The sequence below is a fragment of the Mucilaginibacter terrenus genome, assembly GCF_003432065.1.
Taxonomy (GTDB): Bacteria; Bacteroidota; Bacteroidia; order Sphingobacteriales; family Sphingobacteriaceae; genus Mucilaginibacter; species Mucilaginibacter terrenus.
In genome coordinates this window covers 1,888,217-1,912,682 of the sequence record NZ_QWDE01000001.1, presented here as the reverse complement: position 1 = coordinate 1,912,682, position 24,466 = coordinate 1,888,217, and the positions used below count along the sequence as shown (strand labels likewise).

The following is a 24,466-nucleotide window of genomic DNA, read 5'->3' as shown; positions in this document are numbered from 1 at the left end:
CACCAATGAAAAAACTAAAACCTTTGCTGTTAGGCGTGGTTCTGGCCTCGGCTATCTACGCTTGTTCCACCGTTCCGCTTACCGGCCGCTCTCAACTGTCGCTTGTAGGTGATGATCAGATCAACACTGCTGCTGCAAGCAGCTACAGACAACTGCTTTCCGATCCAAAAACAAAGGTGATTGCATCTGGTACAGACGCGCAACGCGTTAAACGTATTGGCAGCCAGCTGGCGTCATCTATCGAAAGTTATCTTAATTCAAACGGCTATGCCGGCAAGTACAACTTCCAGTGGGAGTTTAACCTTATCCAAAGTGCCGAAATAAACGCATGGTGTATGCCCGGCGGTAAGGTTGCTGTATACAGCGGTATATTGCCGGTAACAGCAAACGATGCAGGCCTGGCTACTGTAATGGGTCACGAAATCGGCCACGCAATTGCACGCCACTCTGCCGAGCGTATGTCGCAGGAACTTGCGCTTCAAACCGGCGGTGCTGCTATTGGCGCAGCAGCCGGCGGTCAATCGCAAACTTCGCAGGCAATTATAGGCCAGCTTTATGGCGTAGGCGGGCAGTTAGCTTTACTACACTACTCTCGCAGCCAGGAGTCAGAAGCCGACCGTTTAGGCCTTACCTTTATGGCAATGGCTGGGTATGACCCTCACCAGGCTGTATTGTTCTGGCAGCGCATGCAGGCTCAAAACAAAGGTGGTACACCGCCGCCGTTCCTGAGCACTCACCCTTCAGACGCTACGCGTATTGCAAATATCCAGAATTTGATTCCGGAAGCGATGAAATACTACAAGAGACGATAGTCGCTTAAAGATATTTGAAGGCCGCAAAGTTGATGACTTTGCGGCCTTTTTGCTATGTGGTTGTTAGGAGTTAGTGCTGATAAGATAGTTTCTGCGATTTCATGTTTTGCCTGTGATTGTTACTTTCTTTTTCCGCAAAAGAAAGTAACCAAAGAAAACTCGCGGCTGCACAACAGGCTGTTTAAGTCAGCATTATTTTAAAGTCTGTGATACCCGCCTGTTCTGAGGCCGCATTTTATGGTTTTCTTCTGTTTGTCTGGCTCGACATACGGTGTGTAGCACTTAAGAACATCTTAAGCATAGCGAACTAAATTGATTACTTTGTGTTCAACAACAAATGAACAAACGCCGCTTTCTTACTGCCGAATGGCGCAACCTGGTAATGCTTAATTACGAGATTGATCCCGAAATTTTGAAGCCCTATTTGCCCGCTGCTACCGAACTTGATTTATGGCAAGGTAAAGCGCTGGTGAGCATGGTAGGGTTTATGTTTAACGAAACCAAAGTGCTTGGCGTTAAGTGGCCGTTTCATGTGAACTTTGAGGAGGTGAACCTGCGTTTTTACGTGAGGCACTTTGATGGAAAGGAGTGGAAGCGCGGAGCCGTTTTTGTAAGCGAGATAGTGCCTAAACCCGTTATTGTGTTTATTGCCAATAACCTGTATAAAGAACATTACCGCGCAATGCCCATGCGGCACTCTGTCACCAAAGACGGTGCTAATCATACCCAATTTTTGTATGAGTGGAAACTAAAAGGCCGCTGGAATAAGATAGGTGCTACGGTACGCAACAGCCTCGCTAAAATTGAACCCGGCAGCGCCGAGGAGTTTATATTTGAACACTACTGGGGCTATAATCGCCTTAATGATCGTAAGACCATGCAGTACCAGGTAGAGCATGTTGCCTGGCAAATTGCCGAGGTACGTGACTATGTTTTTGAAGCCGACATTGCTGAACTTTATGGAGAAGCCTTTGTACCATACTTAAGTGTTAAACCATTCTCTGCTTTTTGGGCAAATGGATCAGAGATAGCGGTAAGGATAGGGGATAAGTTGGTGGTGGAGTAGTGTTATGTATTGCTAAGTGTAATTGCAAGCGCTACCGGTGCTATCATTGATAGAAAGTAACGCGCTGATTGCAAGCATTTGTTCTTATGAGGAAAGTAAGGGGTAGTTATTTAGCTTGTGGTTGTTACTTTCTTTTTCCGCAAAAGAAAGTAACCAAAGAAAACTCCCGGCTTGGTTCCGCACTTTTGAAGTAAGTGCTTGTTCAATGCCTGTACTACCCGTGCGTTACCGAGGCCGGATTGATTATGTTATCGTTAGGTTTGTCAAGCTGCACGTGTTTGCGAGCGTGGCAATCAAGAACTCACTCCAAGTACTTCCAGGATTGCTTTTGCTTTTAACAGGCATTCCTCATATTCTTTTTCAGCATCTGCGTGGAAGGTAATAGCGCTGCCAACATGGAACGACAGGTACTTTTTAGCTGAGTTATAAAGCAGGGTACGTATTACCACGTTAAAATCGAAGTCGCCATCCGGGCTAAAGTAGCCTAAAGCGCCTGAGTACACGCCGCGTTTACTGCGCTCAAATTGTTCCATTAACTGCATGGCGCTTACCTTGGGCGCGCCCGTCATGCTGCCCATGGGAAAGGTGTTCCTGATGGCCTGTACAGACGAGACATCTTCCCGTATTTCGCAGGTTATGGTAGAAACCATTTGATGTACCTGCTTAAAGCTTTGTATACCGAAGAGCTCTGCCGTTGTTACCGTGCCTCGTTTAGCCGAGCGGGTAAGATCGTTACGTACCATGTCTACCACCATTACATTCTCCTGTAGTTCTTTCGGATGGCTGCGGAGTTTGTCAATGTTATTTTTATCTATTGTGGGATCAGCGTTGCGCGGTGCCGTGCCTTTAATGGGTTGAGATATCAGTTTACTACCGCGTTTTGCCAGGAAACGTTCGGGCGATGCACACATAATGTAATTGCCATTCCACTTCATAAAAGAGGAGAAGGGAGTAGGCGATATGCTGTTAAGTTTATTAAAGGTCTCCAGCGGATCTAACTCGGCCTGTTCTGCAAAGAACTCTTGGCAAAAGTTGGTTACGTAAATATCGCCACGGGTTATATGTTCTTTAATTTTGTTTACGCTTTTAACGTATTCCTCTTTTGTAAACCGCGATTGTATTTGAATGCCGAGCTGAGAATTATCTCTTGAGGGTTCGAGTCTCTCTTTGGGCACATCGAAATCTATTTCTTTCCCGATTACCTCAACCGTGTCCCCTTTGATAGTGATTACCGTTGCGGGTACAAAAAAGTACAGGTCTGCAAAGTCAAGGTAGTCACCGTTGGCTGATGTTACGTTTTCTATCTCGTTCTTTAAGTCGTAACCAAAAAAACCAAAAACAAAGCCAGGATGCTGTTGCTGAAAAAGTTCAAGCTGATCAAAGGCGTTTCCCGCACTCATTATTAACTCGGCTTTTGCACCCACCGCAATTAGTACATCAAATTTCCCGTACGGGTCGGTAAAGTTGTTGCTGTCGAGATAACACGCCGTGTCAAACGAAGCTGCCCAGGCAAGCGCTTGTTGTTTGAATAGTTCCGGATGATTGTTGGTGAAAGTCACGGGCAGCCCTTTGGGAGATAATTAAGATTGGCAAAGGTTAAACTAAGCTTTTTGTTTTCCAAATTAATACAGGCATTTTTACTGTTCAATTGCTAAGTACATGGACTATGAAATAGCTGACGGTAAAGAACAGGCAACTGCACACAAGGCAATGTTTGCCCGAACGTTTTTTCTTTGCTTCGCGGCCTCTATTTTGAACGGGTATTTATTTAGCTATATTCAAGAGACTTTCTTCCCCGGTTTGGAAGGGAATCCTGTTGACAATTTAAGTCTGCCCGAACAATTGTTTCTGGCATGTCTTATTGCACCTTTGTTGGAAACCTTGATCTTTCAGTACTGGGCTATTAATATCCTGAACAAAGTAGGTGTTCGTAATTATTATTTACAGCTTGTTATACCCGCCGTTTTATTTGGGCTCGGTCATCAATACAACCCTCTTTATGTTGTAGCGATGTTTGTTGCCGGGATTATTATGAACTACTTATTTCTTTATTGTAAAGCAAATAAGTACAAAGCATTTGTATGGGTTGCTCTGCTGCATTGTTTATACAATTTGTATGGGACGTTGTTTGTTTAATAGTTCAGCATCGAACGATAACAAAAAGGCCCCGATCAACGGGGCCTTTAATATGAGCTTAAAATATATTAGTGTAACACTAAAGTTTGCTTCCTGTCCGGCCCAACAGATAACCATTTAATTGGAACACCTACTTCTTTCTCCAGGTACTCAATGTACGCCTGTAGTTTGGCAGGTATCTGGTCCAGCTCTGTAATACCGGTAAGGTCTTCATGCCAGCCGTCAATTTCTTTAAGCACCGGGTGTGCATCTACAGAGCAAATGTCGTACGGCATGTAGTCTATCTGCTCGCCCAGGTAATCGTAGTGGGTGCAGGCATATATTTTTTCAAAACCGCTTAATACGTCCGCCTTGGTCATTACCAGTTGGGTAACACCGTTCAGCATAATGGCATATTTAAGCGCAGGAAGGTCAATCCAGCCGGTACGGCGCGGACGACCGGTTGTAGCGCCAAACTCATGGCCTATCCGACGGAGTTCTTCGCCCGTCTCGTCGTTTAATTCGGTAGGGAAAGGGCCACCACCAACACGGGTGCAATAAGCTTTAAAAATGCCTATTACATCACCTATCTGGCTAGGGGCAATACCCAAACCTGTGCAGGCACCGGCGGCAGTGGTATTTGATGATGTAACAAACGGGTATGAACCAAAATCAATATCGAGCATGGCACCCTGTGCACCTTCGGCCAGTACTTTCTTGCCTTCTTTGATGTAGTTGTTTACAAAGTGCTCCGAATCTACCAGCTTAAACTGTTTAACCAGTTCAATCGCTTCAAAGAAAGCTGCTTCGCGTTCGCTGAAGTCGGCTACTTCGCCATAAAGCGACTGCAGCATAGACGTGTGCTTGTCTACCAGCTTTTGATAACGCTCATTAAAGTCGGGCAGGGTGATGTCGCCAATACGCAAACCATTACGGCCAGTTTTGTCCATATAGGTCGGACCGATGCCCTTAAGGGTAGAACCGATCTTGCCTTCGCCCATTTTCTTTTCAGAAGCAGCGTCAAGCAACTGGTGAGTAGGCAATATCAGGTGCGCTTTTTTAGCAATTACCAGGTTGCCTTTTGCCAATAGATCGTGGCCTGCATCTTTTAACTTGTCAAGCTCTTTCTTAAGTGTAATAGGGTCTATTACCACGCCATTACCAATAAGGTTAATGGTGTTATCAAAAAATATCCCTGAAGGAATGGTATTCAACACAAACTTTTTGCCTTCGAACTCCAGCGTGTGCCCGGCATTGGGACCGCCCTGGAAACGGGCGATAAGGTCGTAACCTGCGCTTAGTACGTCAACAATTTTACCTTTACCTTCGTCGCCCCACTGGAGGCCTAATAATACGTCAACAGCCATTAAATTTTATTTTTGTAGTATTCGTCAAATGCTTTTATAATTATTCCCTTTATTTCCTCCCAGGTTCTTCCATCTAAACAATCAGGTTCAATAGAGTCCTCGGCATCAGTAAAATATATTACTGATCTTATTACTGCAAAGGTATCATCATAAGGGTATCTGTCATGATAATATTGAAAAAGTTCTGCCAGGGTAAAAGTCTCCAGTAACTTAGCAATGTCCCAAAAATCTTTCTTCACCCCGCGTCCTTTCACAGCATTTAGTTTTAAGGCTGCTAGATCTTTTATATTGGCAAAGGGAATACCGTCAATAATTTCCGCAGGGTACAAGAATGAGTCTTTTAACGACACAAAGTCAACCTTAACATTTTCTATAATGCACTGGTAAATTGATTTCGATCGATTATTGGTGGTTTGAACATGCTGAAAGTTCTCTTCAAGTTCCTCTACAAGATATTCCTTTTCGAAAGGTGCGTCTGTAAACAGATCCAAATCAATGGATCTGCGATGCCCGTAAAAAAGTGAGAGTGCGGTACCGCCAACCAATCTGAATTGCTTAATGGAGGGTATAGAAACAAGTTTTTTTAGAAGCTCCAGTGTTGCTGGTTCAACCGTTTCTTTTCGTAACATTTAAAATCTGTAGGATGTACCTTAAATAAGGTGCAACAAAAATTTATACTGATGTCTGAAAGCCAGTTTGCTTGTAAAGCCAGCTTAGCAACCTTATCAAATCCGTAATACTTCAGAAGATTATCAAAGTCTTCTGTTTTGCCTCTTTCAATAACTTTCTCAACTATATGGACAGCATGCTTTTCGTAATCGATATTGTTCATATCAACATCCCAAAACGCCTGTTTGCTCAAAGCCGGTTTATCCATAACTACGATACCTTTCTGTCGCAAAAGCCATCACGCAGCTTTGTGCAGTTACCGTATAAATTTAGAGAGTGGTGCTTAATATCAAACTTAAGGATGTCGCCCATCATGCTTTGTATCTGCTGAATGCGGGGGTCGCAAAACTCAACCACCTTGCCGCAGTCTATACATATAATATGGTCGTGCTGTTTATACCCGTAAGATTTCTCGAACTGGGCCATATTTTTACCAAACTGATGCTTGGTCACCAGGTCGCACGATACCAGCAACTCCAGTGTATTGTACACGGTTGCGCGGCTCACCCGGTATTTTTTATTTTTCATGTGGATGTATAACGATTCCACATCAAAATGATCATTACGGGAGTATATCTCTTCAAGAATGGCAAAACGCTCGGGAGTTTTCCGCAGGCTCTTATTTTCGAGGTAAGCCTCAAAAATCTTCTTTACCAATGCGATGGTTTCCTGTACAGGCATAATGTTAAATTAACAGGTCAAAGGTATGGTTTTCAATGGCAAGAAACAAAAGATTGGAGCTGTAATGAAGAGTCAAGACTTAGAGAGTCAAGAATCAAGATAGGAGATCCAGGATAGAAGATTCAAGAATCAAGAGGGTAAGGTTCCCTAGTCTTGACTCTTGATTCCTGACTCTTAACTCCTTCCTCTCGCAGCTATGACGCTTTCTCCACTACCGAATCAAAGCGGGTCACGCCGGTTATACCTTTTACCATCTTCAGGTTCTTTATCAAGTTGTCCAGGTGGTTGGTATCATTTACATAAAGCATCAGCGAGCCTTCGAAAATGCCATTGTCGCTGTCAACAGTAATCGAGCGGATATTTACTTTAAAATCCTGCGATATTACAGTGGTAAGCTTGTTTATTAAACCAACATCATCTATACCGGTAATGCGCAGCCCGGTTAGGAAAGCCAATTCCTGCTGATTGGTCCAGCGGGCTTTTACTATACGATAGCCATAATTGGCCATCAGTTTGGCAGCGTTAGGGCAGTTAGTGCGGTGTATCTTAATGCCGTCGCTCACAGTAACAAAGCCAAATACATCATCGCCGGGGATAGGATTACAGCAATTTGCCAGCTTATAATCTATCTTTTGCATGTCCTCGCCAATAAGCAGGACATCGGTATCTTTTGCCTTTATATTGCGCACAAGGCTCTGCAACTGCTCGGCCTCCATTTTGTCCTGCGGCTTGTTCTCAATTATCTTTTCCGAAGCCTGGTACTCTTTCAGGTCCTTCATGTCTATCAAGCCCTTGGCTACATTGTAGAACAGATCCTGGGTTGATAGCAGCTTGAAAAAATAACTAAGCTTTTGCAGGTTCTCGGAGTTATAGGTGATCTTAAGCGATTTTAGCTTACGCTCCAGTATCTCTTTGCCATCTTCGGCAATGCGGCGTTTTTCTTCCTTAAGTGCAGACTTTATTTTGGCTTTTGCCTTAGCGGTTACTACAAAGTTTAACCAGTCTTCCTTAGGCGTTTGCTTGCCCGAGGTAATGATCTCTACCTGATCACCGTTTTGCAGCTTGTAGCTCAGCGGTACCAGTTTGTGGTTCACCTTTGCGCCAATACAGCTTGCGCCCACATCTGTATGTATCTCAAAAGCAAAGTCGAGTGCGGTGGCATTCAGCGGTAACTGTATCAAAGCACCCTTAGGCGTAAAGATGAAGATCTCGTCGCTAAACAGGTTCATCTTGAAATCATCCAGGAAGTCCAGCGCGTTAGAGTCCGGGTTCTTCAGCATATCGCGTACCTTTTGTACCCATTGGTCAAGCCCGCTGTCCGTGCTCGATTCCTTGTATTTCCAATGCGCAGCAAAGCCCTTTTCGGCAATCTCGTTCATGCGTTTGGTGCGTATCTGTACCTCTACCCATTGGCCCCGCGGCCCCATAACGGTAGTGTGCAAACTCTCGTAACCATTTGCCTTTGGCGATGATATCCAATCGCGCAAGCGATCGGGGTTTGGCCTGTACAGGTCGGTGATAATGGAGTACGCTTTCCAGCAATCCGCTTTTTCATTTTCGGGCGTGCTGTCCAGTATTATCCTGATGGCAAAAAGATCGTATACCTCTTCAAAGGGTATCGATTTCTTTTTCATCTTATTCCAGATGGAGTGAATGGATTTAGGCCTGCCAAAAACATCAGCATGCAAATCCTGATCTGCTACCACCTTTTTTACCGGTTCAATAAAATCACGGATGAACTTCTCGCGTTCAGCCTTTTTCTCGTTTAGTTTATTTTTGATGAAAGAGTAGGTTTCCCGCTCCATGTATTTCATGGAAAGGTCTTCCAACTCTGACTTAATGGCATACAAACCCAGCCTGTGCGCAAGCGGGGCATACAGGTATACCGTTTCTGATGATAGTTTAAGCTGCTTATCGCGCGGCATAAACTCCATTGTGCGCATATTGTGCAGGCGGTCAGCCAGTTTTATTAATATTACCCTAACATCATCTGCCAGGGTAAGCAGCATTTTACGGAAGTTCTCGGCCTGCAGCGAGCTGTTGGTATCAAACACCCCGGATATCTTGGTGAGCCCGTCAATAATTTTAGCAACCTTTTTACCAAATTCCAGTTCAATATCCTCCAGGGTAACATCAGTATCCTCCACAACATCATGCAGCAGCGCGCATACAATAGAGGTAGTGCCCAACCCAATTTCTTCGGCAGCAATTTGAGCCACGGCAATGGGGTGGTATATATAAGGTTCGCCGCTTTTACGGCGCATGTCTTTGTGGCTCTCCAGTGCCATGTCAAACGCTTTACGTATCATGCGCTTATCACCCTTTTGCAGGGTAGATTTACTTGCGCGCAGCAGCGTACGGTAGCGTTTTAGTATCTCCTTCTTCTCAGCTTCCAAATCAATCACCAGGTCTTTCATGTATCAGCGTATGTGCTATAGTATCAAAACTTTGTAACAATATTTTTTATTGCGGGTTAATATAAAATAACCAACTTAAATGCGTTAATTTTGTGTCAAGAGTAAATATATGAAATTAATAGCTTTTCTGCTTGTGTTTTGTTGCTCATTGGGCATCCTGAAAGCTCAGGACGAAAAGCCTGCTGCCCCTGTTATACTTGGCAAAAATGATACCATTAAGACATACATGACAAAGCTTGATGGTGAGTTGGTGCCTTGGATAGTAACTCCCGAGGTGCGCATTGTTGATACCCGTATATTTGCCAGCGCTGCCGACAGGGCCAAGTTTTACCGCCTGCGTTACAATGTTATGAAGGTGCTGCCATATGCGCAGTTTGCTGGTAAGCGTTACCGCCAGTTGCAACGTGACCTTGCTCTCACGGCTGACCGTAAAAAGCAGAAAGAGCTGATGAAAGCTTGCGAAACCGAGATTAAAGGCATTTTTAACAAGGAGATAAAAGACCTGAGCATAAATCAGGGCGAGATATTAATAAAGCTTATTAACCGCGAAACCGGCAACACCAGTTTTGCCATGGTTAAGGAGCTTAAGGGCGGTTTTAACGCTTTTGTGTTCCAGTCTGTAGCTCGTATATTTGGCCACGATTTGAAAGAGACCTATGATCGTGAAGAGCAGCGGGATATTGAATCTATCCTGGAGGCTGCCCATTATAACCCGAGCTATAATTGATGGATAGTAAAAGCATTTACCGGTTTAACGTGCAAGCGTTAGATGGCGAGCCCGTTAACCTAAGTGACTATAAAAATAAAGTTTTACTGATTGTAAATACCGCATCACAATGTGGTTTTACCCCGCAGTTAAAAGACCTGGTAAAGCTTAAAGCAGAATTTGCCGATAAGGATTTTGAGATACTCGCATTCCCTTCAAATGATTTTGGCGGACAGGAGCCTTTGGAAGGGCAGGCGATAGCGCAGTTCTGCAGCAACTATGGCAATAACTTCCCCGTGTTTGACAAAATACGCGTACGCGGCCCTTATGCTGATCCGCTATATAAATTCCTGGGCGACAAAAAGGAGAACGGCGTACTTAGCTCATCTCCGCGCTGGAACTTTCATAAATACCTTATTGACCGTAATGGCCAGGTTGCCGATTACTTTTACCCGTTTACAAACCCTACATCTTCAAAGATCAGAAAGAAAATACAGCGATTGTTAACAGCTGTTTAAGAGCATTTACCTATGTTAAAGTTAGATATACTTGTTTTACCGGTACACCCTGATGATGCCGAACTGGGCTGCGCAGGAACCATTCTTAAGCATATAGCCCTTGGCCATAAAGTTGGCATTGCAGATCTTACCCAGGGCGAACTTGGCACCCGTGGTACCGCAGAAATACGCGCTCAGGAAGCTGCCAAAGCAGCAGAAATATTAGGTCTTACTGTAAGGGAGAACCTTTGCCTGCCGGACGGCTTTTTTGAGAACACCAAAGAGTACCAGCTAAAGGTTATTGCCGCTATTCGGAAATATCAGCCTGAAATTGTTATCACCAACGCTTACCACGACAGGCATCCCGACCATGGCCGGGCAAACGAGCTGGTAGAAGCCGCGTGCTTCCTTTCAGGCTTGCGCCGGATTGAGACAGTAGAGGATGGGCAGCAGCAAGAACCATGGCGCCCAACCCAGGTGCTGCACTTTATACAGGACCGCTACATTAAGCCGGATATTATTGTGGATGTTACCGATTATTGGGACAAGAAAATTGAAAGTGTTTATGCTTATGGCTCACAGTTTCATAATCCAGATTATAACGAGGACGAACCACAAACTTACATTTCTTCACCGGACTTTATAGACCAGGTAAAAGGCCGTGGACGCGAATTTGGCAAAAGCATCAATGTGAAATACGGCGAAGGCTTTACGTCCCGTAAGATCCTCGGTGTTGATGATCTATTTAGTTTAAGGTAGTATTGAGCAACTTATTATAACAAATAAAGGCCGCTTAATAGCGGCCTTTATTTGTTAAACCCCTACATATTCGAAGCGGTTGTTCTCGTTGCTGCGTTCCCGCCGCAGCTTGTTTTCTTTTGCCAGTTTCAGCAAAATGCCCGATAGTTCTGATGTTTTAAAATCCGAATCAAATTTCTGCTTGCAGTACTCTGCTATAGAAGAAATAGAATGCGGTGTTTTAAAGTAATCGGTAGAAAGTAATTGGTTTAAAACTTTGGTGGCACCGGGCTTTTTACGCCTTTGTTCGGTTGTGCCCTGCTCTTCATTTTCCGATTCGGCTCTTCTGCCTCTCTTATTGAAATTTTCAGATCCTTCCGTATCCACCCGCTCTGTCTCCATAATCTCGTCTAAAAGCCTGTCTACAACTCTAACTTGCACCGCTTCAGACTGGAAAGAATTAACAACTTCGGCTATTTCCGCTAGCTGTTTTTTTAATTTTTCAATTTGTCTGCTCATCCTAAAATGTAACCCCTGATATTTAATATAAGTTAATGTGATTCAATGTATTAATCAATGAGCGTGGTGAGAGGTGCTCATTATTTAATAATTAATAATATTATAGATAACGTGAGGTTGCGATAATAGTATATTTAATTTTAAAAAAGTACACCCCAGCGGTTAAACGGTGGGGTGTAGCAATATTATTACATTATATTAAAGTAATGGGAGGATATTTCGCAAGGTATTAAGGCCCTCATCTATGTGCTCTTTTTCAATTATCAGCGCCGGTCGGAACCTTATACTGCGTTCGCCGCAACCCAGGTACATAATATTATTTTCAAGGCCATGATTTATAAACGCATTGCGGGTTTCCGCGCTGGGTAAATCAAAGGCGGTTAATAAGCCCTTGCCACGTACGTTTGTAACCAGCGGATTTTCTTCTGCTACTTTTAAAAGGCTCTGTTGCAGGTACGCGCCATTTTCAGCTGCTTTGTCGCACAGGTTGTCTTCTTCTATGATCTCCATTATTTTAGCCGACCGCACCATATCTACCAGGCTGCCACCCCATGTTGAGTTAATGCGCGATGATACTTTGAAAACGTTGTTTTCAACCTCGTCTATCCTGCGGCCGGCCAATATGCCGCATACCTGCATTTTCTTTCCAAACGCAATTATGTCCGGCCGGGCGTTCTCGCCAAAGTGCTGGTGAAGCCAAAACTTGCCGGTAAGTCCCACGCCTGTTTGTACCTCGTCGTATATCAGCAAAGCTTCGTATTCGTCGGCCAATTGGCGCAGTTGTTCTAAAAACACTTGGCGTACGTGTTTGTCGCCCCCTTCAGATAGTACAGGCTCTATTATTATAGCGCAAATATCGTCCGGGTTATCTGCAAATGCCTTCCGTATTTCCGCAACGGATTTCTGTTCCCTTTGCTCCAGGTCGGCAATATTCTTTTCATCTAACGGGAAGTACACTTCAGGAAGTGATACACGTGGCCAGTCGAACTTGGCAAACCACTTTGTTTTTACCGGCTGTGTATTGGTTAAGCTGAGGGTGTAGCCTGAGCGGCCGTGAAAGGCATGCTCAAAATGCAGCACTTTGTGACCCTTCTCGCTGGTGTGGCCCTTTGCAAAGTTCTTTTGCACCTTCCAGTCCATCGCTACTTTCAACGCGTTCTCAATAGCCAATGTGCCGCCCGAAATGAAAAAGGCGTGTGGCGAATAATCGGGTATGCCCACACGCGAAAAGGTCTCCAAAAATTGAGCGTATTGTTCGGTATAAATATCGGAGTTAGAGGGGTTGGTAAGTGCAGCCAGCAGCAGGTTCTTTTTGAAACCTTCGTCGCCCAGCATTTTGGGGTGGTTGTATCCTAACGGCACCGATGCAAAGCAGGTGAAAAAGTCCAGCAGTGTACGGTTATTCCGCGAGTCGTAAATGTGTACCCCGCGGCTTTTTTCCATATCAAAAATAAGATCGAAGCCATCCGCCAGGATGTGTTTGCTCAATCTTTCGTGTACGTTCTGTGGGGTGATCTGCAAGGTATTCATAGGATTATGCGTTTACACAAATCTAACAAAACCGCCTTAAAAACAATAATTTAAAGGTTTTTGAACCGATTGGCGAAAAAGTAACTTTAAATAAACTAAACCTGTTTTTTGAACCGTTCTGCAAACGGGTACATCAATTTTTTATGTAGAGCGACAATGAAAATCGTCGTTGCGGGGGTATAAACAATACCTACGATTGCCTAATTGCAGGCAAGTTGCTTTGATATAATTATACGGTTAATAACCATCAACGGCGGACGGGATCAGCTGGTTGCATCAATAAAACTTGTCCTTCATCCCCAACAATCCCCATATGCCGCCGGTGTGTATGGCAAGTATTTTACTGCCTGCGGCAAATCGGTCTTCCTTTATAAGCTGGTAAATGGCATACAGCATTTTGCCGGTGTAAACCGGGTCTATGATAATGCCTGTACTGGAAATAAAAGTTTGTATAAAGCTGGTCAGTTCGGGCGTGGTTTTAGCATAGCCACCAAAGTGGTATTTGGCATGCAAGCTGTAAGTGGCTGGCAATAGTAAATATCGGTCTATCTCATCCCGTATAAAGCCACCGTTCTTAAATACCGGCACAGCCTGAAAGTGTGCAGGTAGTCCATTCTCTGCAATCCCGTTAATAATACCGGCCGCAGTTGTGCCTGTTCCGCAAGCGCAGAATATGTCTGTATAATTGTCGGTAAGTTCGGCCACTAACTCGCTGCATCCTTTAGCAGCAAGAGCGGATGCACCACCTTCATCAATAAAGAATGCTTCAGCATTATCTCCAAAATACTTGCTGAACAGGGCTTGTTTGTCGCCGTAGCTGTCCCTGTCGGTAAAAATGAGCTGCATGCCGTGCAAGCGGCACATAAACAAGGTGTCGTTCTGCACGTCTTCACCGCGTACAATGCCGGTGCATTTAAAGCCGAACTTTGCGGCAGCTGCCGCGGTGGCGAGCAAGTGGTTGGAGAATGCCCCGCCAAACGTTACCAGGTGCGTTTTACCTTCGATACGTGCCTGTTGCAGTACATATTTAAGCTTGCGCCATTTGTTACCCGATATAACAGGGTGGATCATGTCGTCGCGCTTAATGAACACCCGGACGCCTTTATCCTCAAATAAGCTATCGCTGAGTTCTTGTACCGGGCTGTAAATATCTAAGCGGATATCCATAAGGACGAAAGTAGGACTTGTGTTTTACATACCCACGATTGATTTCCCAACAGAACGATAAAGTCGGTTGGATTTTGTTCTTTAACAAAGATTAGGGGAGGTAATTAGGGGTTTTTAGGTTAATGTGCTTTTACTTACTTTTGCCGGATGAGCGAAGACGAACTTCTTATTGAAAGCGACGAACAGGACCTGTACGAACACCTGCGCGTAGTAGTTGATAAGGGGCAATCGTTGCTGCGTATAGACAAGTTTTTGATGCACCGCGTTGAAAATGCCTCGCGTAACCGCATACAGAACGCCATAGATGCCGGTAACGTGCTGGTAAATGGCAAAGAAATTAAAGCAAGCTACCGTGTAAAGCCGCAGGATGTAATATCCGTTGTGCTGCCGCACCCACCCCGCGATACAGAAGTTTACCCTGAAGATATTCCGCTTAACATTGTTTACGAGGACGATGATGTGCTTATTGTGAACAAAGCGGCAGGTATGGTGGTCCACCCCGGTTATAATAACTATACCGGTACACTGGTGAACGCGCTGGTGTTCCATTTTCAGCAATTGCCTACTATGCCCGGTAACGATGGCCGGCCCGGGCTGGTACACCGGATAGATAAAGATACATCGGGCCTCTTGCTCATCAGCAAGAACGAGCGCAGCATGAGCTACCTTGCCCGCCAGTTTTATGAGCACACCATCGACCGGAAATATATTGCTTTGGTATGGGGCGACCTGGAAGAGGACGGTACCGTTACTGGCTACATAGGCCGCAGCTACAACGACCGCAGGGTGATGTCGATATATGATGATCCTGAAAAAGGAAAGTGGGCTGTAACGCACTACAAAGTGCTGGAGCGAATGGGTTATGTTACCTTAATAGAATGTAAGCTGGAAACAGGCCGCACCCACCAGATACGTGCCCATATGAAACATATTGGTCACCCGTTGTTCAGCGATGCTACCTATGGTGGCGACAAAATATTGAAGGGAACTGTGTTTAACAAGTACCGCCAGTTTGTAGATAATTGTTTCGCAATGATGCCGCGGCAGGCCCTGCACGCGCAGTCGCTGGGTTTTAAGCACCCAACAAAAAAAACACCTATATTATTTGAGGCAGCCCTACCTGATGATTTTGAATCCGTACTGGCCAAGTGGCGAAAGTATACCGACACAGAAAAGTCAACTTAGCCAGGCTTTACAGAACAAATACAGCAAACCATCGTTTAAGCCAAATACAACATCGTTCAATTAAACAATTCAATTACCTGTCTTCACGTTCAAGTTTAAATGCCACCTGTTTACATAAATTTTAATGGTGAGATACACCCGGCAGATACCCAGCTGCTTACCATAACTAACCGTGGTTTTAAGTATGGAGACGGCTTGTTTGAGAGCATGCGCCTGATGAAAGGCAAACTGCAATTTGCCGAACTGCACGCCGAGCGGCTGCAACGCGGTATGAAAGCGCTGAAAATAGACGGCTACTCGCAGGCAGACAGCTGGTTTTTAAAGGATAAAGTAGAAGAGCTTGCGCGCCGCAATAAAATAAAGCACGGCCGCATACGCCTTACCGTTTACCGGGATGCAGAAGGTTTGTATACACCCACGCAGAACAAAATGGGCTACTGCCTGGAAATGACCGGGATTGATGAGCCACGCTATTTTTTAAACGAGCGCGGGCTGATAATGGACATCTACAGCGAACTGCTTAAACCTCTTAACTTTTTATCCAACATAAAAAGCAGCAATTCGCTGCTATATGTAATGGCTGCTATGTTTAAACAGCAAAACAGGCTCGATGAGGTATTTTTGCTGAATGCATCAGGCTTTTTATGTGAAGCAGGTGCGTCCAACATATTTGTTTGGTATCAAAACCACCTGTACACCCCGGCATTAAGCGAAGGATGTGTAGAGGGAGTAATGCGGCAGGTGGTGATAAACCTGGCCAAAGAGAACAACATCCCCGTTACCGAAGCACAGATAAGCCCGGAGATATTAAACGAAGCCGACGAGGTGTTCCTGACCAACGCCACCAAAGGTATACAATGGGTTATGGGCTACGGTGTAAAACGCTACTTTAACCGTGTTAGCAAAGGGCTGATGGACGAGTTGAATAAACTTTGAGAATTAGAACTTCGTTTCTGGATTTTGCCTGGTATCGAACAGGCGCAGAACAATTATTCTCTTAGGGGTAATTCGATAAAATATTTTCAATCTGCCATGCACTACCAAACCTCTTATGTTTTTATCGTGCAGTTCTAAAGAACCTATTTCAGGGAAGACCTCAATAATATCGGCGAATCTTAGTACCAGGGATTTAAAGTTCTGTGCTGCACTAGCTCCGAAGTCACGTTTGATATAAGAAAGAATATCTGAAAAGTCCTGATCTGCCGTTTTGGTAAAGAAGACCTTAAGACCAGTTGGCATATTTAGCCTTAATTTGATCAAGGGGAATTAAGTTCTGATCGTCGTTGCTCTCGTCGTAAGCTTCCAAAATTCCCTGCTGTTGTTCTGAAGTTAGGGAAGCCCATAAACCACCTTCAGACTGTTGAGCACGACTCATCGCATTGTAGAACTGCTCAATCAGTAGTGGATCATTAATTTGATCTATAAGGGCGTGAAATTCCAATTTGAGCTCTTTGATTTTCATAGTAATAAAGTTACGATTTTAATCAAATAGAGCAATTACAAAACCATCCCAAACTTAGAACGTAATCTCAATATATCGTTAAGCAACGAGTTCAGCATCAATTTCCGCCTGTATGCCGTTCCACAAAGCTAGCCTTGCCTGTAGTGCATGTTTTACTGCCAGAGTTGCCTCTTGCCATTTTTGCTCGTCGTTGCCGCAAAGTTCAGCAGTCATTTCGTAGGCAAGGTGTGAATGGTGGTCGCCATCCACTTCAATGTGGCGCTCCAGGTAGTATAGCAAAATATCAACCTTGCCGGGTAGTTGGTTGTTCAGGCCTTTAACCATTTCTATAAACATTCCGGGGATTAAATCTTCACGGCCGAAAGTAAACACCGCGGCTTCTACGTGGCTCTGGCCGGTATTAATCACTTGAAAAGTATGGGTCATGAACTCTGCGGCAACCGGCGGTACTTCTGCATTGTTAATTGCTTCAAATACATCCGCATTCCTGCTTAACTGTTCAAAAAGCGAGGTTATACCACGGGTATTGCAATCAGCCTGCTCCATAGCCTTTAAATAAAGCTCAAAATGGCTGCTTCGTATTCCATTAGCATCTATGTCGCTTTCTTCACCGGTAACAATCTCATTGATGAGGTAACGGGTATTCGCATTGCCAACCGGCATCCATGGCACTGCGGTGCAGGTAAGTTTTTGCTGCAGCGATTTAAGCAGAGACATAAAATCCCAAACTGCAAAAACATGGTGCTGCATAAATAACTGCAGGCGCGGAAGGTTAATAATGCTGCTATAAAGCGGGTGTGCTAAAAGCTGCGCGCGTAATGGGGTGATCTCCTGTTGTAACTGTAGTATGTAAGGATTTGTAGCTGCCATAAGATGTGAATAACGGCGGCAAACTTAAAGCAAAAAAGCCGAGGCATTAATTCACTAAATGTCATTTCTTACGCAAAAATGTAATACTGTTTACGTGAGCTTTACGCCCCTCAAAAAGTCTTCCACACCCATGCGTTTTTTACCTTCCAGCTGGATATCTGTAACGCTTATGAAGCCATCCTGCGCGGCAAATTTCAAGTAGGTTTTATTATCGGTAACGTAGTTGCCGGGCTGCAGGTTATGCGTTTCGAGGTTGAAAGTGGCGTAGTATACCTTAAGTATTTTATCGTTTAACACCGTGTAAGCGGTAGGCGAGGGGCTTAACCCTCGGATAAGATTGTACACCTTTTCGGCCGGATTATCAAAGTTGATCAGGCAATCCTCTTTGAATATTTTGGGGGCATGTTTTAGTTCGATGCCATCGGCAAGCTGCGATTGCGGATGTTCGCTGTAGCGGCTGCTTTCAATTGCCTTAACGGTTTTTACCAGTAGTCCTGCGCCTTTGTTCATCAGGCGGTCGTGCAGGTCGCCTGCCGTTTCGGTGCCTGTTAGGGTCACTTTCTCGGTGAACAGGATGTCACCGGTGTCGATATCATGTTTAAGGAAGAACGTAGTTACACCGCTTTCTTTTTCGCCGTTGATGATGGCCCAGTTTATAGGGGCTGCACCGCGGTATTGCGGCAGCAGCGAAGCATGCAGGTTTATGGTGCCTTTTGACGGCATGTTCCACACCACCTCCGGCAGCATGCGAAACGCAACCACCACCTGCAGGTCGGCTTGCAGTGCCTCCAGTTCTGCCAGGAACTCAGGGTTCTTCAACTTCTCGGGTTGCAGCACTTTTAAGCCGTTCTCCTCAGCATACTGTTTAACGGCGCTCTGGTTCACTTTCTGGCCGCGGCCGGCTGGTTTGTCAGGCGCAGTTACTACTGCCACTACATCGCATCCTCCGGTAATTAAGGCATCAAGCGATGCCACTGCGAACTGGGGGGTACCCATAAAAATTATTCTCATCTGTATATTAGATAAAGCGTATTCAAAAAAACGGAACCGATGGCGCTATTTGTAAAGCAGGTACTTGGCACGCGTAGCCTTAAACTGCGATAAACCGGGTTCCCAGCTCTGGCGGATCTCCGCCTCAGTTTTACCTGCAATGATCTGTTCCTTCAGTTTTTTACTGCCGGCCAGCCTTTCGATGTAAGGAATAAAAAAGTGTTCCTTATCCGGGTAATCCTTGTAAAACTTTATCAGCCATGCTAAATTAAGCCTTCCGGTTTTCCTCAGGGTATCGGTATTGTAATCTTTTAAGCTAATGCCGTAGCAAACCTGATCTTTAAGCGGAGGATTGTCGCTTACACCCGGTATGCTCACCGGTTTAAACGAATAGCTGTATTTGCCTTTAAGCAGCGGGCTACCCACTACCTGAAACGGATCCGGAGTGCCGCGGCCAAGGCTAAGGTTGGTTCCCTCGAAAAAGCAAATATGCGGGTAAAGCAATATGGATTGTGCCGAATTCAAGTTTGGCGACGGGTTCACCGGAAGCACATACGGCGTGGCATGGGTATAGTTGGCTACTTTAAATAGCTTAAGCTTGCATTTTATAGCGCCTTTAAGCCAGCCCTCGCCGTTTATCATTTGGGCATATTCGGCTATGGTCATGCCGTGTACAACGGGTATGGGGTGCATTCCCACAAAAGAGCGGAAAGCAGTGTCAAGAATAGGCCCGTCTACAAAGTAGCCATTGGGGTTTGGCCTGTCCAGCACTACCAGTTCTATATTGTTCTCGGCACACGCTTCCATTACGTAATGAAGGGTAGATATGTAGGTGTAAAATCGGGTGCCTACGTCCTGCACGTCAAATACCATCAGGTTTATGCCTTTCAGGTCTGCAGGTGTGGGTTTAAAGTGCTTTCCGTAAAGGGATATCACCGGGAGCTTGGTGACAGGGTCGATACTATTGTCAATTGTAGCGCCGTTTGCAGCGTTTCCTCTTACGCCATGCTCAGGCCCGTAGATTTTTCTCACCGTAATGCCGAGCCTTAGCAGGCTGTCTACTACAGGTACTTTCCGCGAACCAATCACTGATGTCTGGTTGATCAGCATGCCAACATTCTTACCTTTTAGGTAGTTCAGGTACATAGATACCTGGTCAGCGGCAGGTATGGGCGCAGCAGCGGCTGTTTCTGCTTTAGCAGCAGTGTCAGCCATTGCCATCATGCCGGTTTCTGCGGCTTGAGGTGGGTTGGGGCAGCGGAAAGCCAGCGAGCAAACCAGGGCAGCCGGTAACAACAACTTTATATTCATCATAATTCAATCAGCTAAAAGACAAATTTAAAGGCAGTATGTTTAACCTTAAAAACGCATATTTGCGAAGGTACCAAAAAACATCTGCATTGAGTTTCGCGCGGTTCATATCAAGTCGTATCACCTTAAAGTCTAAGCGTACGTTCTCCAAGCTTATTGTGCGTATTGCCATTATTGGCATTATGCTGGGGTTGGGTGTTATGATACTTTCCATAGCTGTTATCCGCGGTTTTAAGCAGGAAATACGCGAAAAAGTGCGTGGCTTTGCAGGCGATATCCAGATCATCAAATCGGACCTTAATAACTCCTACGAAAACTCCTCGTTCATCCCTCCGCCGGACATGCTGAGCAGGCTAAAAGGAAACACACACATCAGGGGCATTAACGCTTTTGCTACAAAGCCGGGCATCATCAAAGCTAATGATGAGATAGAAGGTGTGGTAATGAAAGGCGTAGACAGCACCTACGACTGGGCCTATATACGCAAGGTGCTTGTAGCCGGTAAAGTGATAGATTTTAAAGACGCTACCGAGCAGATCATGATATCGCAGAAGATGGCCGACCGCCTTAAGCTGAAGGTTGGCGATGCCTTGCTGATGTACTTTGTGCAGGACCCGCCACGCAAGCGTAAATTCAAGATATCAGGTATATTTAGCATTGGGGTAGATGAGGTGGACAAAACCTTTGTAATAGGTAAACTTGACTTGGTGCGCCGGTTGAATGACTGGACAAAAGGCGAAGTTGGTGGGTATGAAGTGCGAACTGATGATTTCGACAAGATAACTGTAACGGCTGACTGGATAGACGTAAAGCTGCCTATCATACTTAAGTCGCACACATTAATAGAGAATTATCCCACCATCTTCGAATGGCTCGGCCTGCTGGATGTTAATACGGTGGTGATGTTGGTGCTGATGACGGCCGTTGCGGTGATAAATATGATATCAGCATTACTAATTATGATACTGGAGCGCACCGGAATGATAGGCATGTTTAAGGCTATGGGCGCCCGAAACTGGACCATCCAGAAGATATTCCTGTACAACGCGGCTTACCTGATAGGCTTTGGATTGCTGCTGGGCAACACACTTGGTGTGGGCCTCGGATTGTTTCAGCAGGCTACCCATTTCTTTAAGCTGGATCCGGGAAGTTACTACATGAGTTTTGTGCCTATTAAGTTCGTGTGGACAGACGTAATACTGCTTAATATAGGCACACTGTTCGTCTGCTTGTTAGTGCTTATTATCCCAAGTATGCTGGTTACTAAAATATCGCCTGTTAAGGCAATAAGATTTAAGTAGAGGTTTACCTTTTAAACTTCGGTTACGAGGTCACGTTACGCTTCATTAACACACCCCTACCCCCTCTCAAGAGGGGAAACCCACCACCTTATCTTTTAAACATTCTCCCATTTGCCGCTGTCTAAGCTGCGGTAAATGGCATCAACAACCTTCATGTCTTTCAAGCCTTCTTCACCGGGCACGCGGCTTTGTTTTTTAAGCCGTACACATGTTGCAAAATCATCCATTTGGGCCGCCTGCTGGTTTATATTGAGGATGTTCATGGGTTTATCGTTCACCTTACCATCCAGCCCGCCGTAGCCGTATGCCGGCTCCAGCTCAAATGTTCCGTGTTCTGCTTTGGCATGCAGGTAACCCCAGTCATTATTGTAGCTGCTTTTGCCGGTTGATTTTGCCCCGCCCGGGAATTTCAGCTCCCAGTAAATGGTCTCATCAACCTCTTTAAAAAAGTCCGGCCTTGTTTTCTCCTGTGTGGCTTTTACCGCTATGGGTTCTTCGCCAAGGGTATAACGGGCGCCTTGTATGGCATAAATGCCCATGTCCATTAAACCACCACCGCCTGCCAGTGCTTTTTTCAGCCTCCAGGCGTTTGGGTCGCCGCGATAAGTAAAGCCATTGCCATTGTCAATCTCCGTTACCTTTCCAAGCACCTTTTTTTGGCCGAGGCGCATCACCTCCAGGGTGTGCGGCTCAAAGTGCAGCCTGTAACCTATAGAAAGTAGACGGTTTGCTTTTTTACAGGCCGCTATCATCTCGCGGCACTCTGCAGCGTTAAGCGCCATCGGTTTTTCGCAGATAACGTGTTTACCTGCCTGCGCGGCACGTATGGTAAACTCCTTGTGCATGCTTACCGGCAACACTATGTATACAATATCTATATCGGGGTTTTTGGCTATCTCGTCAAAGTTCTGGTAGTTGTAAATATTCTTTTGAGGGATGTTGTACTTTTTGCCCCATGCTTCCGCTTTGGACGGCGTGCCGGTTACCAGTCCTGCCAGGTAGCAGTTCTTGGTTTGCTGCAGCGCAGGAGCAAGTTGCCCTCCTGCGTAACCGCCGAGGCCTACAAGGGCTATGCCCATCCGTTTATCGACAGCCAGTGCCGTTAACACAGGCGAAAGCATTACGGCGCCTGCACCAAGCGCGCTTTTTTGGATGAACCCACGACGGGTGATGTTATTGCTTTTCATATTGAGGTCTTGTAAACGGTTTACCTCAAAGTTAAATGAAAGCGACTATGAAAGAAAGGTTTAAATGAAAATAGGAACGGTTTTACGACGTGAAGTGAATTGCACACATGTTTATATTAATCATCTAAACTTTTAGCTTTACGAGTAATGACAGATATAAATCAAAAATTAGAAATCGCTTACGATTTGATGGTTGACAATCACGATGCATTTAAGGAAGAGTTGAAAACCTTGATTGCTACACCTTCAAGTATAAACGATACAAATCGCTTTGCATCTTTATTAGTTAGTTTAAAGGGGCAAGATTTTATAGAGCCGCTTCTTCAAACAATTAGTTTATCTAAAAAGGGCGATGTTTGGCTTAGTGATTTCCTATTTGCTGTTGTAGAATTAGTAGACGAAAGCCCCGAAGACCTGGAATTTATTACTCCCGAAAATCTGGTAGAAAAGTTGGGTGACTGGATATCAGGCAGCCCTGGAGAATTGGCGTGGAAAGCGGCGGGTTTGTTGAAGTTCCATCAATCCGACGCAGCTGAAAAGATACAATTGAAAAAGTTGGAAGAACACGACGACTTTTTCCTGACCTATGTAGAATGTCTATTAGGGCTCATCTGGTATAACAAAGAAAAGCACATGGACCTGGTAAAAAAAATTGCAAATGACGAGTCCAGAGATCCTGAGCTTAGACAATTTGCAGCTGATATTGAAAGGAAGTACTGTTAAGAACTGCCAGCGGCTCTGTGTTGTGCTGGTGCGGACAGATACCCGGATGTTCAGCTTGAAATCGATTACGACCCTATACTCGCCTTATACTTCTTTATCGCCCTGATAATGGATTGTACTATCTCGTTTTGCCCGGCGGCAGAATTTAGGTATTCTTCGTCATCGGGGTTGTTAATGTAGCCGGTTTCAATCAGCAGGCCGGGCATACCGCTTTGCTGTAGCACCAGTACACCTTGCTCAATTACGCCACCACTGGCGCGGCCGTCAGTCTCTTTAAACTCCGTGTTCAGCAGGTCGCCAAAACGTACGCTTTGTTTGCGGTAGCGTTGCTGGAATGCGGCCAGCACAATTGCATTCACGGCAGCATCTTCGCCGTAGCCATTATATTTTTTCTGGTAATCTTTTTCCTGGTAGATAGACGCGTTCTCGCGTATGGCCTCTAGTTGTTCCTGCTTGCGGTGAAAACCGTAAAGCAGCAGCAGCACGCCCCTGCGGGTGCCCACGCGCTGCGGCGAAGAATTGCAATGTATAGATATAAACAGGTTGGCTTTAGCTTCGTTAGCAATGTTAGCCCGGCGGTGCAGTTCTATAAACTGATCGGTGCTGCGGGTCATTACCACGTTTACGCCGGGCAACTGGTCGTTTATAGCATCGCGCAGCTTTTTGCTAATGCTTAAGGCAACGGTTTTTTCGTTGGAGTAAGCGCCATGCGCACCCGGGTCTTTACCACCGTGGCCGGCATCAATAACAATGGTTTTGAACCTGAACGAACTTGCGGAATCATCGGGCCTGCCGGCAGAAGCACTTTGCGCATGTGCGCCCTTGTGCGACAGGACAGCAATAAACAGAACAGCGCAGGCGAACAATGCAGCTTTTAACAGTTGCTTAAAAAACATGGCGCAAAGATATACGATTGTTTTAAAGGTGTATACCGGCGTTTGTACAGATTTATATATAAGCATTAACGTTTAAAATACTAAGTAACCAATAAAGCACTTACGCGCCCTTTTGTTTGATAAGACTGACAACGCCCCAACGGGTTTAAGCAGTATACCCCCCGGATCCTTAAAAGTGTTTTATAAGCGTAGATACCGATTACTGACGAATATTGCCGATTTGTACGTTTAGCCCGGCACGTTGTTGCACTTTAATG

At 45.2% G+C, this 24,466-nt stretch carries 26 protein-coding genes; 10 read left to right on the top strand and 16 right to left on the bottom strand.

All coding sequences use genetic code 11. The features are described from left to right. Window positions 1–5: 5 nt before the first annotated feature. Both DYU05_RS08550 and DYU05_RS08545 read left to right on the top strand, forming a co-directional pair. On the top strand, window positions 6–812 hold the full coding sequence (locus tag DYU05_RS08550) for a M48 family metallopeptidase (RefSeq protein WP_117382528.1): 807 nt from the start codon (window positions 6–8) through the stop codon (window positions 810–812). 337 nt (window positions 813–1,149) lie between these two features. Next, complete coding sequence (locus DYU05_RS08545; RefSeq protein ID WP_117382527.1) at window positions 1,150–1,878, top strand: YqjF family protein; 729 nt, start codon at window positions 1,150–1,152, stop codon at window positions 1,876–1,878. Window positions 1,879–2,171: 293 nt separating this feature from the next. Here the strand turns inward: DYU05_RS08545 and DYU05_RS08540 are convergent, their stop codons facing one another. Next, window positions 2,172–3,437: an anthranilate synthase component I family protein gene (locus DYU05_RS08540; RefSeq protein WP_117382526.1), complete on the bottom strand. Its 1,266-nt coding sequence runs from the start codon at window positions 3,435–3,437 to the stop codon at window positions 2,172–2,174. 100 nt (window positions 3,438–3,537) lie between these two features. Between DYU05_RS08540 and DYU05_RS08535 the strand changes: the two genes are divergently transcribed. Further along, window positions 3,538–4,014 carry a CPBP family intramembrane glutamic endopeptidase gene (locus tag DYU05_RS08535; RefSeq protein ID WP_117382525.1) on the top strand — a complete coding sequence of 159 codons (477 nt, stop codon included), beginning with the start codon at window positions 3,538–3,540 and terminating at the stop codon, window positions 4,012–4,014. A gap of 68 nt (window positions 4,015–4,082) precedes the next feature. Here the strand turns inward: DYU05_RS08535 and DYU05_RS08530 are convergent, their stop codons facing one another. The 5 genes from DYU05_RS08530 to DYU05_RS08510 form a co-directional block, all read right to left on the bottom strand. Next, entirely contained in the window at window positions 4,083–5,360 is a 1,278-nt protein-coding gene (locus DYU05_RS08530) for an adenylosuccinate synthase (protein WP_117382524.1), read from the bottom strand. Further along, entirely contained in the window at window positions 5,360–5,989 is a 630-nt protein-coding gene (locus DYU05_RS08525) for a nucleotidyl transferase AbiEii/AbiGii toxin family protein (protein ID WP_117382523.1), read from the bottom strand. Before DYU05_RS08525 ends, DYU05_RS08530 begins: the two co-directional genes overlap by 1 nt. Further along, on the bottom strand, window positions 5,944–6,237 hold the full coding sequence (locus DYU05_RS08520) for a DUF6922 domain-containing protein (protein ID WP_117382522.1): 294 nt from the start codon (window positions 6,235–6,237) through the stop codon (window positions 5,944–5,946). The genes DYU05_RS08525 and DYU05_RS08520 overlap by 46 nt, the downstream gene beginning before the upstream one ends. Window positions 6,238–6,239: 2 nt before the next feature. Then, entirely contained in the window at window positions 6,240–6,710 is a 471-nt protein-coding gene (locus tag DYU05_RS08515) for a Fur family transcriptional regulator (RefSeq protein ID WP_117382521.1), read from the bottom strand. A gap of 194 nt (window positions 6,711–6,904) precedes the next feature. Beyond that, window positions 6,905–9,127 (bottom strand): RelA/SpoT family protein, encoded by a 2,223-nt coding sequence (locus tag DYU05_RS08510; RefSeq protein ID WP_117382520.1) that lies wholly within the window; start codon window positions 9,125–9,127, stop codon window positions 6,905–6,907. A gap of 109 nt (window positions 9,128–9,236) precedes the next feature. Here DYU05_RS08510 and DYU05_RS08505 point away from each other — a divergent pair, with 109 nt between their 5' ends. From DYU05_RS08505 to bshB1, 3 genes are read left to right on the top strand one after another with little or no spacing between them, the layout of a single operon-like run. Then, a complete protein-coding gene (locus DYU05_RS08505) occupies window positions 9,237–9,854 on the top strand; it encodes a DUF4294 domain-containing protein (protein WP_117382519.1) in 618 nt (205 codons plus the stop codon). Continuing rightward, window positions 9,854–10,351 carry a glutathione peroxidase gene (locus DYU05_RS08500; RefSeq protein ID WP_117382518.1) on the top strand — a complete coding sequence of 166 codons (498 nt, stop codon included), beginning with the start codon at window positions 9,854–9,856 and terminating at the stop codon, window positions 10,349–10,351. The genes DYU05_RS08505 and DYU05_RS08500 overlap by 1 nt, the downstream gene beginning before the upstream one ends. Window positions 10,352–10,363: 12 nt before the next feature. After that, window positions 10,364–11,089 carry a bacillithiol biosynthesis deacetylase BshB1 gene (gene bshB1 / locus DYU05_RS08495; protein WP_117382517.1) on the top strand — a complete coding sequence of 242 codons (726 nt, stop codon included), beginning with the start codon at window positions 10,364–10,366 and terminating at the stop codon, window positions 11,087–11,089. 54 nt (window positions 11,090–11,143) lie between these two features. Here the strand turns inward: bshB1 and DYU05_RS08490 are convergent, their stop codons facing one another. From DYU05_RS08490 to DYU05_RS08480, 3 genes are all read right to left on the bottom strand, one after another. Further along, on the bottom strand, window positions 11,144–11,587 hold the full coding sequence (locus tag DYU05_RS08490) for a hypothetical protein (protein ID WP_117382516.1): 444 nt from the start codon (window positions 11,585–11,587) through the stop codon (window positions 11,144–11,146). Window positions 11,588–11,785: 198 nt separating this feature from the next. After that, window positions 11,786–13,117, bottom strand: a complete 1,332-nt coding sequence (lat, locus tag DYU05_RS08485) for an L-lysine 6-transaminase (protein WP_117382515.1) — start codon at window positions 13,115–13,117, stop codon at window positions 11,786–11,788. 276 nt (window positions 13,118–13,393) lie between these two features. Then, window positions 13,394–14,284, bottom strand: coding sequence for a 1-aminocyclopropane-1-carboxylate deaminase/D-cysteine desulfhydrase (locus DYU05_RS08480; RefSeq protein WP_117382514.1), 891 nt, complete (start codon window positions 14,282–14,284; stop codon window positions 13,394–13,396). Between the two features lie 147 nt (window positions 14,285–14,431). On the opposite strand from DYU05_RS08480, the gene DYU05_RS08475 reads away from it, so the two are divergent. Together DYU05_RS08475 and DYU05_RS08470 are read left to right on the top strand one after the other, a co-directional pair. Continuing rightward, on the top strand, window positions 14,432–15,469 hold the full coding sequence (locus tag DYU05_RS08475) for an RluA family pseudouridine synthase (RefSeq protein WP_117382513.1): 1,038 nt from the start codon (window positions 14,432–14,434) through the stop codon (window positions 15,467–15,469). A 99-nt stretch (window positions 15,470–15,568) separates the two neighbouring features. Continuing rightward, window positions 15,569–16,405, top strand: coding sequence for an aminotransferase class IV (locus DYU05_RS08470; RefSeq protein WP_117382512.1), 837 nt, complete (start codon window positions 15,569–15,571; stop codon window positions 16,403–16,405). Between the two features lie 3 nt (window positions 16,406–16,408). Here the strand turns inward: DYU05_RS08470 and DYU05_RS08465 are convergent, their stop codons facing one another. From DYU05_RS08465 to DYU05_RS08445, 5 genes are all read right to left on the bottom strand, one after another. Continuing rightward, window positions 16,409–16,708, bottom strand: a complete 300-nt coding sequence (locus DYU05_RS08465) for a type II toxin-antitoxin system RelE/ParE family toxin (protein ID WP_117382511.1) — start codon at window positions 16,706–16,708, stop codon at window positions 16,409–16,411. Further along, a complete protein-coding gene (locus DYU05_RS08460; RefSeq protein ID WP_117382510.1) occupies window positions 16,692–16,931 on the bottom strand; it encodes a hypothetical protein in 240 nt (79 codons plus the stop codon). The genes DYU05_RS08465 and DYU05_RS08460 overlap by 17 nt, the downstream gene beginning before the upstream one ends. A 78-nt stretch (window positions 16,932–17,009) precedes the next feature. Then, window positions 17,010–17,801 (bottom strand): DUF3050 domain-containing protein, encoded by a 792-nt coding sequence (locus DYU05_RS08455; protein ID WP_117382509.1) that lies wholly within the window; start codon window positions 17,799–17,801, stop codon window positions 17,010–17,012. A 90-nt stretch (window positions 17,802–17,891) separates the two neighbouring features. Continuing rightward, the gene (fmt, locus tag DYU05_RS08450) at window positions 17,892–18,812 is read right to left on the bottom strand and encodes a methionyl-tRNA formyltransferase (RefSeq protein ID WP_117382508.1); all 921 of its coding nucleotides are present in this window, start codon (window positions 18,810–18,812) and stop codon (window positions 17,892–17,894) included. A 45-nt stretch (window positions 18,813–18,857) separates the two neighbouring features. Further along, window positions 18,858–20,105 (bottom strand): exo-beta-N-acetylmuramidase NamZ family protein, encoded by a 1,248-nt coding sequence (locus tag DYU05_RS08445; RefSeq protein WP_235853974.1) that lies wholly within the window; start codon window positions 20,103–20,105, stop codon window positions 18,858–18,860. A 59-nt stretch (window positions 20,106–20,164) separates the two neighbouring features. On the opposite strand from DYU05_RS08445, the gene DYU05_RS08440 reads away from it, so the two are divergent. Continuing rightward, window positions 20,165–21,403 (top strand): ABC transporter permease, encoded by a 1,239-nt coding sequence (locus DYU05_RS08440; RefSeq protein WP_262511253.1) that lies wholly within the window; start codon window positions 20,165–20,167, stop codon window positions 21,401–21,403. A 95-nt stretch (window positions 21,404–21,498) separates the two neighbouring features. Here the strand turns inward: DYU05_RS08440 and DYU05_RS08435 are convergent, their stop codons facing one another. Continuing rightward, window positions 21,499–22,590: a Gfo/Idh/MocA family protein gene (locus DYU05_RS08435; protein ID WP_117382507.1), complete on the bottom strand. Its 1,092-nt coding sequence runs from the start codon at window positions 22,588–22,590 to the stop codon at window positions 21,499–21,501. Between the two features lie 147 nt (window positions 22,591–22,737). Here DYU05_RS08435 and DYU05_RS08430 point away from each other — a divergent pair, with 147 nt between their 5' ends. Next, window positions 22,738–23,313, top strand: a complete 576-nt coding sequence (locus tag DYU05_RS08430; protein ID WP_117382506.1) for a hypothetical protein — start codon at window positions 22,738–22,740, stop codon at window positions 23,311–23,313. Window positions 23,314–23,378: 65 nt separating this feature from the next. Here DYU05_RS08430 and DYU05_RS08425 read toward each other — a convergent pair whose 3' ends face one another. Continuing rightward, window positions 23,379–24,275 carry an N-acetylmuramoyl-L-alanine amidase family protein gene (locus DYU05_RS08425; protein WP_117382505.1) on the bottom strand — a complete coding sequence of 299 codons (897 nt, stop codon included), beginning with the start codon at window positions 24,273–24,275 and terminating at the stop codon, window positions 23,379–23,381. Window positions 24,276–24,466: the final 191 nt, after the last annotated feature.